The following is a 13,922-nucleotide window of genomic DNA, read 5'->3' as shown; positions in this document are numbered from 1 at the left end:
CAACCCGCCGTCCTGCGACGGCTTGCCTGGCACAGGACGGCATACTGCACAATGTTTTTTTCAGCGTCATTTACCACTGTGCACATTGCCAACCGCACGTTTGCCAAGGCGGCGCGCCAGGATCAGCAGCAATCCTGCCATGAGCATTCCATACGTTCCCGGCTCCGGCACGGCACTGATGGCAAATACCTGGATGGCGCCGAAGGTCACATCGTTGCCATGCCAGGTAGAACCGTCTAGCAAGCTGACACCGGTCGATGGCTGGCCCAGATAATTATAGGTATAGAGAAAGGAACTGCCGCCATGCGTGAGGTCCTGCGGCACATACAAATCGTGGCCATAGCCAAACGTGGGTCCATAATTGGCCTGATTGTAGGTCTGGTCCTTGCCGATTCCATCGCCATTGAAATACTGCTTCAGTTGCGGCAGCATGAAGCCGGCCGTCAGATTGAACAGGAAGGCCGTGCGCTGGCTGTCATCCATGGTGACATGCATGCCATCGCTGGAACTCCAGCTTTGCGGATTATAGCCGCCCACCAGCCACGTCTTGCCCGATGAATTCGTGGCTTCCATGACGGAAAAGGTGCGCCCCTTGCCATCGGAAGCCTTGTGAAAATCGAGCGAAGTATCACCCGTTGCCTTGCTATAGATGTTCGTCAGTGCCAGATGGCCTTCGCCGAGCCAGGTTTCCAGCTGCGCCTGATAGCCGGGAGAGAGTAGCGAAGTACCGGGTCCCGCCTGCGCGCCCAGGGAAAAACCCATACCGGCCAAGGCCAGCACCACACTTCTCACCACTCTAAAATTATTGCGCATCTTCTACCTCGACTGTCAGTATTTAAAACCGGCGCATGCTCCGATTGCCAAATATAACACGATAGATAATATTTTTATATTTATTATTTAGATGCCAATACGCAATATTTCATAGCAGAAATTCAGCCAGGCAACACCGCCGTCACCTCGATCTCCACCCTGGCCCTATCCTCGATCAATCCCGCTACCTGCACGGCCGTCATGGCTGGAAAATGCTTGCCGATGATTTCCCTGTAGGCAACGCCAATGTGTGGATATGCCGCCACATATTCCTTCTTGTCCAGTACATACCAGTTCATGCGCACGATGTGCTCGGGCAAGGCGCCCGCCTCGGCCAGCACGGCGACGACGTTCTGCAGTGCCTGGCGCACCTGTCCCGCGAAGTCGTCCGTATGAAATTGCCCCTGCGCATCCCAGCCGATCATGCCGCTGACATACACCGTGCGTCCGCTGGCGGCAACGCCGTTCGCATAGCCGCGCGGCCTGGCCCATCCTGGTGGTTGCAGCACTTGCATTGTGTTTTCCTCGTTGTCCATGGGGTTCATGCGCTGGCCGCCTCGCGCAGCAGTTCGCGCGCGATGATCAGTTGCTGTACTTCGCTGGCGCCCTCGTAGATGCGCAAGGCGCGGATTTCGCGGTACAGGCGCTCGACCGGATGTCCGCTGACGACGCCCATGCCGCCGAACAGCTGCACGGCCGCGTCGATCACCTGCTGCGCCGTCTCGGTGGCCGTCAGCTTGGCCATGGCCGCTTCCTTCGTCACCTTGCGGCCCTGGTCGCGCTGCCAGGCGGCGCGGTAGGTCAGCAGCGCGGCCGCGTCGATGCCGGTGGCCATCTGCGCCAATTTTGCCTGCGTCAGCTGGAAGTCCGCCAGGGTCTGGCCGAACATCTGGCGCTTTGTCGCGTGGCGCAGCGCCTCGTCAAACGCGCGCCGCGCAAAGCCCAGCGCGGCCGCGGCCACCGAGGTGCGGAACACGTCCAGTGTCGCCATCGCCACCTTGAAGCCCTGCCCCGCCTCGCCCAGGCGCTGCGACACGGGCACGCGGCAATGATTGAAACGCAGGCGCGCCAGCGGATGCGGGGCGATGACGGCGATGCGCTCGGCGATTTCCAGCCCGGGATTGTCGGCATCGACGATGAAGGCGCTGATGCCGCGCGCGCCCGGCGCCTCGCCCGTACGGGCAAAGACGACGTAGAAGTCGGCGATGCCGCCGTTCGAGATCCACGTCTTTTCGCCGTCGAGCACATAGTCGTCGCCGTCGCGGCGCGCCGCGCACGCCATGGCCGCCACGTCAGAGCCCGCCTGCGGCTCGGACAGGGCAAAGGCGGCGATGCGCTTGCCGCTGGCCACGTCCGGCAAATAGCGCTCCTTGTTCCCGGCGCTGCCGAACAGGCCGATGGCGCCCGAGCCGAGTCCCTGCATGGCAAAAGCGAAATCGGCCAGGCCGTCGTGGCGCGCCAGGGTTTCGCGCATCAGGCAAATGGCGCGCGTATCGATCTTGCCATCGGTACCCGTGGCGTATGCCAGCCAGCCCCCCTGCCCCAGTTGCGCCACCCGCGCGCGGCAAGCGGCATCGACGTCGGCGCCATGCTCGTCGCCAAGGTGCTGCGCCGCCCAGGCATCGAGGTGCCGCTCAAGTTCGGCATGGCGCGCCTCGAAAAAAGGCCATTCCAGGTAAGTGGTGTCGCGTGTATTTTGCATCTCAATCGCCCTCGAACTGCGGTTTTTCTTTCGCCACGAAGGCGTGATAGGCGCGGTGAAAATCGTTGGTGGCCATGCAGATGGCTTGCGCCTGCGCTTCCGCCTCGATGGCTTCGTCGACGCCCATGTTCCATTCCTGCTGCAGCATTTTTTTCGTCATGCCGTGCGCGAAGGTGGGGCCGCTGGCCAGGCCGGCGGCGAACAGCTGCGCCGCCTCGGCCAGCTCCTCCGGCTCGACCAGGCGGTTGAGCCAGCCCCAGCGCTCGCCCTCGGCTCCAGCCAGGGAGCGCCCCGTGTACAGCAGTTCGGCGGCGCGGCCCTGGCCGATCACGCGCGGCAGCAAGGCGCATGCTCCCATATCGCAACCGGCCAGGCCCACCCGCGTAAACAAAAAGGCCGTCTTGCTGCGCGCCGTGCCGATGCGGATATCGGAAGCCAGCGCCAGCATGGCGCCGGCGCCCGCGCAAATGCCGTCGATGGCGGCGATGATGGGTTGCGGACAGGCGCGCATGGCCTTCACCACGTCGCCCGTCATGCGGGTAAACGCCAGCAGGCCGGGCATGTCGAGTTGCGTCAGCGGGCCGATGATGTCGTGCACGTCGCCGCCCGAGCAAAAATTGCCGCCGCTGCCCGTGATGACCACGGCCTTGACGTCGTCCGCATGCGCCAGCGCGCGGAACAGCTCGCGCAATTCCGCATACGAATCGAAGGTGAGCGGATTCTTGCGCTCGGGCCGGTGCAGGGTCAAGGTGGCGACGCCTGCGTCGACGGCAAACAGAAAATGCCGCGCGGCGTAGCCGGCCAGGCTGGCGCGGTTGCCTGGCAGGTCTTGCGGCTGGCCGGGTAGATGGCGCATGCTCAGTCCTTTATTGAGGTGTTATTCAGCTGCTGCTTCATGTGCGACAGCAGGTCGATCAATTGGTTTTTGTCGTCCGGCGTCACGCCGTGCAGCAATTCGGCGATCCAGCCCTCATGCACGCGCGCCATCTCGTCGAAGGCGCGCCGGCCGGCCGGCGTCAGCTTGACGCTGTACGAGCGGCGGTCTTTCGGGTCGACCACGCGCGCCACCAATTTTTCCTGCTCCAGCTGGTCGGTGATGCCCGTGATATTGCCGCCCGTGACCATCATGCGCCTGGACAGCTCGCCCATGCGCAAACCATCGGGAAAGCGTTCCAGCTGCGCCATCAAGTCGAAGCGGGGCAAGGTGATGCCGAAGGTGGCGCGCAAGCGCGTGCGCACCTCGTTCTCGATTTTCACCGTGCACGAGAGCATGCGCAGCCACAGCTTGAGCGACTGGTGGTGGTCCTGCGTCAGCCGGCTGGCCAGGTCCAGCACGGGTTCTGCCTGCTGGAGGTCGCGTTGATTATCCATTTTATCCATTGTCTACATGACTTCGCCGCCGGCGACGGCGATCGATTGTCCATTCATGGCGGCCGACGCGGGCAGGCATAGCCACGCCACCGCATCGGCCACTTCGCGCGGCTGCACCAGCCGCTGCTGCGGATTGGCAGCGGCCAGTTCCGCGCGCGCCGCGTCTTCGCCGCGCCCCGTCTTGCGCACGATGTTCTGCACGGCCTGCGCCACCATGTCCGTTTCCGTGTAGCCGGGGCAGACGGCGTTGACGGTGACGCCGCGCGGCGCCGCTTCCAGCGCCAGTGCGCGCGTCAGGCCGATCACGCCATGCTTGGCGGCGACATAGGCGCTGACGTAACGATAGCCTTTCAAGCCCGCCGTCGACGCCACGTTGACGATGCGCCCCCAGCCCGCGTCCAGCATGGCCGGCATGGCCGCCTGGCAGCAGTGGAACACGCCCGTCAGGTTCACGGCCAGCATCTGCTGCCAGATGGCGGCATCCGTCTTGCCGAAAGGAGCCGCATGCGCCTGGCCCGCGTTATTGATCAATATATCGATGCGGCCGAAATGCGCGGCGGCCTGCGCGAAGCCCGCCTGCACGGATGCTTCCACGGCCACGTCGAGCACACAGATGGCCACCCGACCCGCATGGCCCGCCTCTTCCAGCTGCATGCGCGCGCGCGCCAGCCGCGCGCCATCGCGCCCGGCCAGGGTGACCCTGGCGCCCGCGTCCAGCAAGGCGCCCGCGCAGGCCAGGCCGATGCCGCTGCCGGCGCCCGTCACCAGCGCATGCTTTCCTGATAATGCGTCCATCAATGCTTCCTTGCTCATGTCATCCTTCCAGCAGCCGCGCGGCCACCTGTTGCGGGGTGAGGCCCGTGTTGGCGGCGGCCAGCTGGCGCTCGCGCTGCAGATTGCGTTCCAGCTGCTGCTGGCCCAGCCGGTACTGTTTCGGCCAGGCTGCGCCTTTCCCAGCGCCTGCGCCGCTGTAGCCGATGCGCGCCATTTCCGTCAGGGTCCAGGCCGGGTTGGCCAGGTGCGGGCGGCCCACGGCGCACAGGTCGGCGCGCCCGGCGGCGATGATGCTGTTGGCGTGATCCGCTTCAAAGATCGAGCCGACGGCCATGCTGGCGATGCCTGCCTCGTTGCGCACGCGGTCGGCGAACGGCGCCTGGAACATGCGCCCGTAGACCGGCTGTTCGAGCTTGCTGACCTGGCCCGAGGAACAGTCGATCAGGTCGGCGCCGGCCTGCTTGAACAGGCGCGCGATGACGACCGCATCGTCTGGCGTGATGCCGCCTTCGACCCAGTCGTGGGCCGAGATGCGCACGCTCATCGGTTTATCCTGCGGCCAGGCCGCGCGCATGGCGCGGAACACGCGCAGCGGATAGCGGCAGCGGTTTTCCAGGCTGCCGCCATACTCGTCCGTGCGGCGGTTGGTCAGCGGCGAAATAAAACTCGACAGCAGATAGCCGTGCGCGCAATGCAGTTCCAGCCAGTCGAAACCGGCGACGGCGGCGGCCAGGGTGGCGCGCACGAAGTCGTGCTCGATGCGCGCCAGGTCGTTTTCCGTGGCCGCCCGCGCCGTTTGCGACACGCCGGCCAGATACTGCTGCTCCGAGGCCGAGGTCAAAGGCCAGTTGCCATCCTTGAGCGGCAGGTCGATGCCGTCCCACATGGGCCGCGTCGAGCCTTTCGCCCCCGCGTGGCCCAGCTGCAGGGCGATCTTCGCATCGCTGTTCGCGTGCACGAAATCGACGATGCGCCGCCAGGCCTGCGTGTGCGCCTCGCTGTACATGCCGGGGCAGGCGGGCGTGATGCGCGCGTCGGCCGAGACGCACGTCATCTCGGCAAACACCAGGCCGGCGCCGCCCATGGCGCGCGCGCCCAGGTGCATCAGATGGTAGTCGCCCGCCACGCCGTCGACGGCGCTGTACTGCGCCATCGGCGAGACGGCGATGCGGTTTTTCAGCAGCACGCCGCGCAGCCGGAAGGGCGTGAGCATGGGCGGCACGGCCTGATCCGGCAAAGGTTCTTGCGGAAATACAACGCCGGCCTGCTCGCCCGCGCGCCGCGCCAGCCACGACTCATAATCGGCCACGTAGGCGGGATCGCGCAGGCGCAGGTTTTCATGCGAGATGCGCTGGCTGCGCGTGAGCATCGAATAGGCGAACTGCGGCGCTTCCATGGCGCTGTAGCGCTCGACATTTTCAAACCACTCCATGGAATTGCGCGCCGCGCTCTGGATCTTCAGCACCTCGATGGCGCGCAGCTGCTGGTAGGCGGCAAGCGCAGCGGCGCTATCCCCATGCTGGGCGAAGCAGCGCGCCAGCTCGATGGCGTCTTCCAGCGCCAGCTTGGTGCCCGAGCCTATCGAGTAATGCGCCGTGTGGGCCGCGTCGCCCATCAGCACGACGGGCACACCGTCCTGGCGGTGCACCCATTGCCGGCAGACGATGCGCGGGAAGGTGATCCACTGCGCCGAGCCGCGCAAATGCGGCGAATTGCTCAGCAACTCATGGCCGTCGAGTTCCTCGGCGAACAGCGCTGCGCAAAAGGCGATGCCCTCTTCCTGGCTCATGCTATCGAGCCCCGCGGCGCGCCACACGTGTTCGGGCGTTTCAACGATGAAGGTCGATGTCTCGCCGTCATATTGATAGATATGCGCCTGGAACCAGCCGAATTCCGTCTGGCGGAAGGCAAACGTGAACGCCTCGAATTTCTTGCGCGTGCCCAGCCAGACGAAGCGGCAATGGCGCTGGTCGATCTCGGGCTGGTAGCTGGCCGCATAGCGCGTGCGGATGCGGCTGTTCAAGCCGTCGCTGGCGATCACCAGGTCGGCGCCGTACTGGCGCGCGATCGCCTGGTCGTCCCGCACTTCCGTCTCGAACACCAGCTGCACGCCGAGTTCCTCGCAGCGCGCCTGCAGGATATTGAGCAGGCGCTTGCGGCCGATGCCGCAAAAGCCATGGCCGCCCGAGCGCACGGTCTCGCCCTTGAAGTGGATCTCGATATCGTCCCAATGGTTGAACGCCTGCAGGATGGCGCGCGCCGTCGGCTCGTCCGCGTTGGCCAGGTTGCCCAGGGTCTGGTCGGAAAACACCACGCCCCAGCCAAACGTGTCGTACGGGCGGTTGCGCTCGATGACGGTGATGCGGTGATGCGGATTCTGCTTTTTCATGAGCAGGCTGAAATACAGGCCGGCGGGGCCGCCGCCGATACAGACGATATTCATGGGGTGTCCGTGCGAAGTTTGAAGCGCTGCAGCTTGCCCGTTTCCGTGCGCGGCAGCGCAGGCAGGAAATGGATGGCGCGCGGGTATTTATACGGGGCGATCTGCTGGCGCACGAAGTCCTGCAGTTCGGCCGCCAGCGCGTCGCTGGCCTGGCAGCCCTCCTTGAGCACGATGTGCGCCTCGACGATCTGGCCGCGCTCGGCATCGGCGCGCCCGACCACGCCGCATTCGGCCACGGCAGGATGGCGCAGCAGCGCCTCTTCCACTTCCGGGCCGGCGATGTTGTAGCCGGCCGAGACGATCATGTCGTCGCTGCGCGAGCGGTAATAGAAATAGCCGTCGGCATCCATCTCGAAGGTGTCGCCCGTCAGGTTCCAGCCGTTCTGCACGTACTCGCGCTGGCGCGGGTCGGACAGGTAGCGGCAGCCGGTGGGGCCTTTTACGGCCAGGCGGCCCGTCACGCCGGGCGGCTGCGGCACGCCCGCATCGTCGACGATGCACGCCTGGTAGCCGGGAATGGCCTTGCCGATGGCGCCGCGGCGGATGCCCTCGCCCGTGGCGGAAATGAAGATGTGCAGCATTTCGGTGGCGCCGATGCCGTCCGTCATGGCCAGTCCCGTCGCCGCCTGCCAGGCGTCGCGCGTGGCCAGCGGCAGCGCTTCGCCGGCCGACACGCACAAGCGCAGGCTGCGCAAGTCGTAACTGGCCGCCAGGGGCGCCATCTGGCGGTAAAAGGTGGGCGCCGTGAAGCAGATGGTGGCTTGATAGGCGCCGATGGCCCGCAGCAGGGTCTCGGGCGTGAGTTTTTCCAGCAGCACGGTGGCCGCGCCAAAACGCAGGGGAAACAGCAGCAGGCCGCCCAGGCCAAAAGTAAAAGCCAGCGGCGGCGTGCCGATGAAGATGTCGTCGGCGCGCACCTGCAGCATGGAACGGGGAAAGCAGTCGCAGATGGCCAGCAGGTCGCGGTGCATATGCATGGTGCCTTTGGGGACGCCCGTCGTGCCCGAGGTAAAGCTGATCAGGCAGACGTCGTCGGCCGCCGTGTCGTGCGCGGGAAATGGCGCATCGTGGGCCGCCATGCGCCGTTCCAGTTCCGCATCGGCGGCGCCAAAGCACAGCATGGCCGGCAGGCCGGGCAAGCCGTCGAGCTCCCCGCGCAGGCCCTGCGCGCACAGCACCGCATTGACTTGCGCCTTGGTCAGGATGGTGGACAGTTCGCGCGCGCGCAGCAGCGGCATGGTGGGCACGGCGATGCAGCCGGCCTTCAGCACGGCCAGCAGACAGGCGGCCATCATCGGGGTATTCGCGCCGCGCAGCAGCACGCGGTTGCCGGGGATCAGGCCCAGGTCGGCGTGCAGCACGTGGCCGATGCGGTCGACCTGGCGCGCCAGCTCGGCGTAGCTCCAGCGCTGGCCGTCGGCAAGGATGGCGGTGCGCTCGCCGCCGCCGCCGTTGGCCACGGCCGCATCAAGCAGCGCGGCGACGCAATTGAGACGCGCCGGATACTGCAGCCCGGGCAAGTCGAGGCACAGCTGCGGCCAGAGTGCGCGCGGCGGCAGGTGCGCGCGCGCAAAATCATCCTGGGGAGATGCGGTGGTAGGCGAAGGGTCGCTGCTCATGCTCATCCTGGCTGGTGGCGGGCGCGTGCACAAGGCCCGGAAGCAGATACTTTAAACCTAAAGTATTTTTCCAGCAAGCAGAAACAGCAATTTCAACACACCTAACAAAACCGTAGCGAGCGGATGGGAGTTGTGGCCGAGAAGCGGAGCTGTGCGGATGCACAGTGAGCATCGGAAGCCGCAAATCACGACGCGCAGTAGGTTTTGTTATGGTGTATCAGTCGGCGCCGTCCTGGCGCAGCAAACGCGCCTGCTGCGCCGCGCTGCGCGCCAGCGCGGCCAGGGCAGCCTGCATCTGCTCGCCATCGAGCACCGCCGACTGCAGCAGCGCGCTCATGCCGGCTTCCGCGCCGTGCAAGCCCAGGGTGCGGCAACCGAGGTGCAGCCGTTCGAGCTGCTGGCGCGCCTGCGCCGGTTCACCGCGCGCCAGCAAGGCGTCGACCTGTTCGCTGGCGGCGACTATCTGTCCCTGAAAGCCCGTCAGATAGGCCAGCAGGCGTTCGCCGTCGATACCCAGGCGCTGCAAGGTGTCGCGCGGCGCCTCGGCCGGCAAGGCCGAGACGTCGAAGCAGGCGTCGATATGCTGGCGCACCTGCTCCGGCTGGAAAGGCTTGACGATATAGCCGGCGGCGCCGGCCTGCACGGCGTCGCGCACCGTGTCGTGGTCATTCGCCGACGAGACCAGCACCAGCGGCATGGCATCGAGCGCGCTGTCGGAGCGGATCTTCTGCAGCAGCTCCATGCCGGACAGGCGCGGCATGCGCAGGTCGCAGAAGCACAGCGCGGGGCGCAAGCCGCCTTCGAGCTGCTCCCACGCCGCCGCGCCATCTTCGGCTTCCACGATATCGTGCACGCCGCAGCTGTCGATCAGATGCATCAATACCATGCGCGACACGACATCGTCGTCAACCACCAGTACTTTCATTGCGTTCTCCATTGCCGGCGGCGTCAGGGGCCTGGCCGTATTCTACCCAGTTTCGCCGCGCGCCCGATGGCCGGCATTGCCTATTTTACATTTTCTTGCCCGAAACGGCTATTTGCGCCAACAGTGTGCGCAATTGCGGCAAATGCAGGGCCACCTGGGTCCAGCGCCCGCCGTCCGCCGCCTCCTCCATTTCCGTGCACAGCATGTGCAACTGCGTTTCATCGAGATAGGCGGCGCTGCCCTTCAATCCGTGCAGCAGGCGCCCGGCGTTGTCGCTGTCCTGCGCGGCCAGGGCGTCGTCGAGTTCGCGCAAGCGCCCCTCCAGGTCGGCGACGAAGGCGACGCGGATGCGCCGCTGCAGTTCGCCGCCGCGGCCGGATTGCGCAGGCGCGACGGCGGGGATGGCCGGCGCGATGCCGAACAGGGCGTCGAGTTCGGCCTGCCCCCGCGCGCTAGCGCGCGGCGCGTTCGACGGCATGCGCGGCAACATGAACCCGCGCTGCAGCTGGCGCTCGATGGCGCGCGCCAGCAAGCCATGCAGCGCCGCTTCGTCCACGGGTTTACTGAGGAAATCGTCCATGCCGACGCCCAGGTAGCGGCCGCGGTCTTCTTCGCTGGCGTTCGCCGTCAGGGCCACGATCATCAGTTCCTGGTCGCGCACGGGCTGGTCCGGCCAGCCGCCCACGCGGATCAGACGCGTCGCCGTGGCGCCGTCCATTTCCGGCATGCGCCCGTCCATCAGGATCAGGTCATAGCGCGTGTGCACGCAAGCCGCCACCGCCAGCATGCCGTTGGCGACCACGTCGACCCGGTGTCCCAGTTCCTCGAGCATGACGCGGATGATGATCTGGTTGGTGGGGAAGTCTTCCGCGCACAGCACGCGCAACTGGTGGCTGTGCGGCGCCAGCGCCACCTGCGGCACCAGCGGCGGCGCCACGCCGTCGGCCAGCGGCAAGGTGAAGGCAAACGTGCTGCCCTGCCCCGGCGTGCTGGCCACCTCGATCTCGCCTTCCATCAGTTCGACCAGCTGGCGGCAGATCGCCAGGCCCAGCCCCGTGCCCCCGTAGCGCCGCGTGGTGCTGGCGTCGGCCTGCTCGAACTTCTGGAACAGGCGCGCCATCGCGTCCGCATCGATGCCGATGCCGCTGTCGCTGACGCTAAAGCGGATCAGGTTGACACGGCGTCCACCGCTGCCGCTGGCCACGCCGGCCCGCTCGACGCACACGCTGACGCCGCCGCGCTGGGTGAACTTGAAAGCATTGCCGACCAGGTTGACCAGCACCTGGCGCAAGCGGGTCGGGTCGCCCACCACGAAGGGCGGCAGGTCGGGCGCGAAATCGATGGAGAAACCGATGCTGCGCGCGGCCGCCTGCTCCTCGAACAGGCTGACGACCGTCTCGATGGCCGCGCCGAGCGCGAAGTCGATGTTTTCGATACTCAGCTTGCCCGCCTCGATCTTGGAAAAATCGAGCAGGTCATTGATGATCACCAGCAGCGACTGGGCATTGGCCTGGCCGCGCAGGATCTGCTCGCGCGTGGCGTCGTGCAGCTGCTCGTCGCGCAGGGCAAAGCCCAGCATGCCGATGACGCCGGCCAGCGGGGTGCGCATCTCGTGGCTCATGTTGGCCAGGAATTCCGACTTCTGGCGCGTCGCATCCTCGGCCTTGCGCTTGGCCTGGCGCAGGCTTTCCTCGTTTTTCGTCAGGCTGCTGTTCACTTGCGCCAGCTTTTCCGACTGGGCCAGCACTTCGATTTCCTTGCTCTGCAACTCGGCCGTGCGTTCGCCGACCAGTTTTTCCAGCTCGTTCTGCTGGCGCCGCAGCGCGCGCACGCGCTGACGGTAGGCGACGTACACGGCGCCCAGCAGCAGCGCCGCCATCAGGGTGCGGAACCACCAGGTCTTCCAGAACGGCGGCAGGATCGTGATGGCCAGGGTGGCGCCGCTCTCGTTCCACACGCCGTCCTTGTTGGCCGCCTTGACGCGAAACACGTAGTCGCCCGCATCGAGGTTGGTGTAAGTGGCAAAGCGCCGCCCCGCATCCGTCATGACCCAGTCCTGGTCGAAGCCTTCGAGCCGGTAGGCGAACATATTGCGCTGGGGCGCGGCGAAATGCAGGGCCGCGAATTCCAGCGAAAAGACGCTTTCGCGGCTGGTCAGCACGAGCTTGCGCGTATGGTCGATCGCCGTGCCGAGCACGTGCGCGAACTCGCCGCGGCCGATGGCCACCGGCTTGTTGAAGATCTGCAGTTCCGTGATGGCCACCAGCGGCGGCACGCGGTTGTCGTGGATATCCTGCGGCACGAACGCCGTCATGCCGTTGAAGCCGCCGAAATACATGGTCCCGTCCGCCGCGCGCAAGGCCGCGCCATCGAAGTACGAGCCTTCCACCGTGCCGTCGGCGCTGTCGTAGTTGCGGAACAGGCCACTGCGCATGTCGAGCCGCGTGATGCCGCTGTTGGTGCTCAGCCACAGCTGTTCATTGTCGTCGCCGAGGATGCTGGCGACGGCATCGTCGGCCATGCCATCCTTGCGCAGGAAGCGCCGGAAGCGGATCCCGCCCTTGGCGTCGACGTCCATGCGGTTCAAGCCGTTGGCCGTGCCCACCCACAGCACGCCGCGCTTGTCTTCGTGCAGGAAATGCACTTCGTCGTGGCTCAGGCTATGCGGGTCTTGCGGATCGTGGCGGAAATGGCGGAAGCGGCCGCTGGCGCGGTCCAGCAAGTCCAGGCCGTGGAAGGAGCCTATCCACAGCCGTCCCTTGCCGTCTTCCAGCACGGGCCGCACCATGTTGTCGGACAGGCTGTTCGGGTCGGCCGGATCGTGGCGGTAGGTGGTGAAGCGTTTGCTCACGGGGTCGAAACGGTGCACGCCGCCCCGCGTCGAGACCCACAGCATGCCGCTGCGGTCGCTCACGACATTGCGGATGGTGTCGCTGTTCGGGTCGCCGGCGGCAAAGCGCATGGTGAAGAAGCGTTCCAGCGCCGGATCGAAGCGGTGCAAGCCGGTCGAGCCGCCCACCCACAGGGTGCCGTCCGGCCCCTTGTACAGGGTGGTGATCTGCTCGTCGCGCGACATGCCGGGCGAGCTGCGCAGGTCGAACAGGCGCGAGCTGCCGTCGCGCGTGTCGTACAGTTTCAGGCCGCCCTTGGTGGCCAGCCACAGCTTGCCATTGCCCGCGTCGGCGACGGCCCGCACTTTCTTGTCCGCCAGCGCGCCCACGTCGCCGGGCGCGCGCGCCATGCGCGCAAAGCCGCCGCTGCCCAGGTCGACCCGGCTCACGCCGTTGTACCAGGAGCCGACCCAGAAAGTGCCGGCGCGGTCGCGGTACAAGGACGACAGCTGGTTGTCGGCGACGCTGAACTTGTCGCCCGTCTGGTGCCGGTACTGCAGGAAGGTGTCGCTGTCGGGCAGCCAGCGGAACAGGCCATCGGCATTGCTGCCCAGCCAGACGGTGGCGTCGACGTCCTGGTACAGGCTGGCCACGCGGATGGCGGAAAAACCCTGTTTTTCGCTCAGGCGCACGCGCGCCTGCGGCGGCTGGCCGGCGCCGCCCAGGCGCCAGCGCTCGGCGCCGGCCATGGTGCCGATCCACAGATTCTGCTGGCGGTCGACCAGCAGCGACTGGATCACGTTGTATTTCGAGCCGGGCATCGCATCGACGGCGAAATGCTCGAAGCGCTCGCTGCCCGGCGCCAGCATGTCCAGCCCCGTGACCGTGCCGATCCACAGGCGCCGTTGCGCGTCCAGCGCCAGCGCCTTGATTTCATTGTCGCCCAGGCTGTGCGGGTTGCCTTCTTCATGGTGCCAGGTGCGGAAGACGCCTGTGGCGGGGTCGAAATGCTGCAAGCCGTCCGAGGTGGCGATCCAGAAGCCGCGCGCGCCATCGTCGAGGATGGCGTGGATATGCCGGTTGCCGTTGCCGCGCTTGCTCTTTTCGGCCGGCACGTAGTGGATGAAGGTCTGGCTGGCGGCGTCGAAGCGGTCCAGGCCATTGTCGGTGCCCACCCACAGCTGGCCCTGGCTATCGACATGCAGCTCGCCCACCCAGTTATCGGCCAGGCTGGTCTTGTCGCCCTCGATATTCTTGTAGACGACCATGCGGTAGCCGTCGTAGCGGCTCAGGCCAGACTGGCTGCCGAACCACATATAGCCTTGCCGGTCCTGGGCGATGGCCAGTACCGATTCCTGCGCCAGGCCCTGGTCGACACTGAGCTGGTCGAAGCGCAGGGTGGGCGCAGGCGCGGCCATGGCCGGACCGCCCAGCAGCAGAATTA

General features: G+C 66.2%; 10 protein-coding genes. All 10 read right to left on the bottom strand.

What is annotated here, in order from left to right; genetic code table 11:
* Positions 1–66: 66 nt before the first annotated feature.
* On the bottom strand, positions 67–813 hold the full coding sequence (locus AC07VH_RS16610) for a PEP_CTERM-anchored TLD domain-containing protein (RefSeq protein ID WP_475418330.1): 747 nt from the start codon (positions 811–813) through the stop codon (positions 67–69).
* A gap of 122 nt (positions 814–935) precedes the next feature.
* Positions 936–1,328, bottom strand: coding sequence for a RidA family protein (locus AC07VH_RS16605; RefSeq protein ID WP_475415643.1), 393 nt, complete (start codon positions 1,326–1,328; stop codon positions 936–938).
* 26 nt (positions 1,329–1,354) lie between these two features.
* Complete coding sequence (locus tag AC07VH_RS16600; RefSeq protein ID WP_494788708.1) at positions 1,355–2,515, bottom strand: acyl-CoA dehydrogenase family protein; 1,161 nt, start codon at positions 2,513–2,515, stop codon at positions 1,355–1,357.
* Position 2,516: 1 nt separating this feature from the next.
* On the bottom strand, positions 2,517–3,371 hold the full coding sequence (locus tag AC07VH_RS16595) for an enoyl-CoA hydratase family protein (protein ID WP_475415645.1): 855 nt from the start codon (positions 3,369–3,371) through the stop codon (positions 2,517–2,519).
* A gap of 2 nt (positions 3,372–3,373) precedes the next feature.
* A complete protein-coding gene (locus AC07VH_RS16590) occupies positions 3,374–3,886 on the bottom strand; it encodes a MarR family winged helix-turn-helix transcriptional regulator (protein ID WP_475415646.1) in 513 nt (170 codons plus the stop codon).
* Between the two features lie 12 nt (positions 3,887–3,898).
* Positions 3,899–4,681 (bottom strand): SDR family NAD(P)-dependent oxidoreductase, encoded by a 783-nt coding sequence (locus AC07VH_RS16585; protein ID WP_494788707.1) that lies wholly within the window; start codon positions 4,679–4,681, stop codon positions 3,899–3,901.
* Between the two features lie 19 nt (positions 4,682–4,700).
* On the bottom strand, positions 4,701–7,103 hold the full coding sequence (locus AC07VH_RS16580; protein ID WP_494788705.1) for a bifunctional salicylyl-CoA 5-hydroxylase/oxidoreductase: 2,403 nt from the start codon (positions 7,101–7,103) through the stop codon (positions 4,701–4,703).
* The gene (locus tag AC07VH_RS16575; protein WP_494788704.1) at positions 7,100–8,722 is read right to left on the bottom strand and encodes an AMP-binding protein; all 1,623 of its coding nucleotides are present in this window, start codon (positions 8,720–8,722) and stop codon (positions 7,100–7,102) included. Before AC07VH_RS16575 ends, AC07VH_RS16580 begins: the two co-directional genes overlap by 4 nt.
* A gap of 217 nt (positions 8,723–8,939) precedes the next feature.
* Positions 8,940–9,647, bottom strand: a complete 708-nt coding sequence (locus AC07VH_RS16570; protein WP_475415650.1) for a response regulator — start codon at positions 9,645–9,647, stop codon at positions 8,940–8,942.
* An 85-nt stretch (positions 9,648–9,732) separates the two neighbouring features.
* Entirely contained in the window at positions 9,733–13,896 is a 4,164-nt protein-coding gene (locus tag AC07VH_RS16565; RefSeq protein WP_494788703.1) for a hybrid sensor histidine kinase/response regulator, read from the bottom strand.
* Positions 13,897–13,922 lie beyond the last annotated feature (26 nt).

Source organism: Janthinobacterium sp. GW821-FHT03C10, from assembly GCF_059420865.1.
The sequence above is the reverse complement of the archived record's forward strand: the minus strand, read 5'-3'. Positions and strand labels throughout refer to the sequence as shown.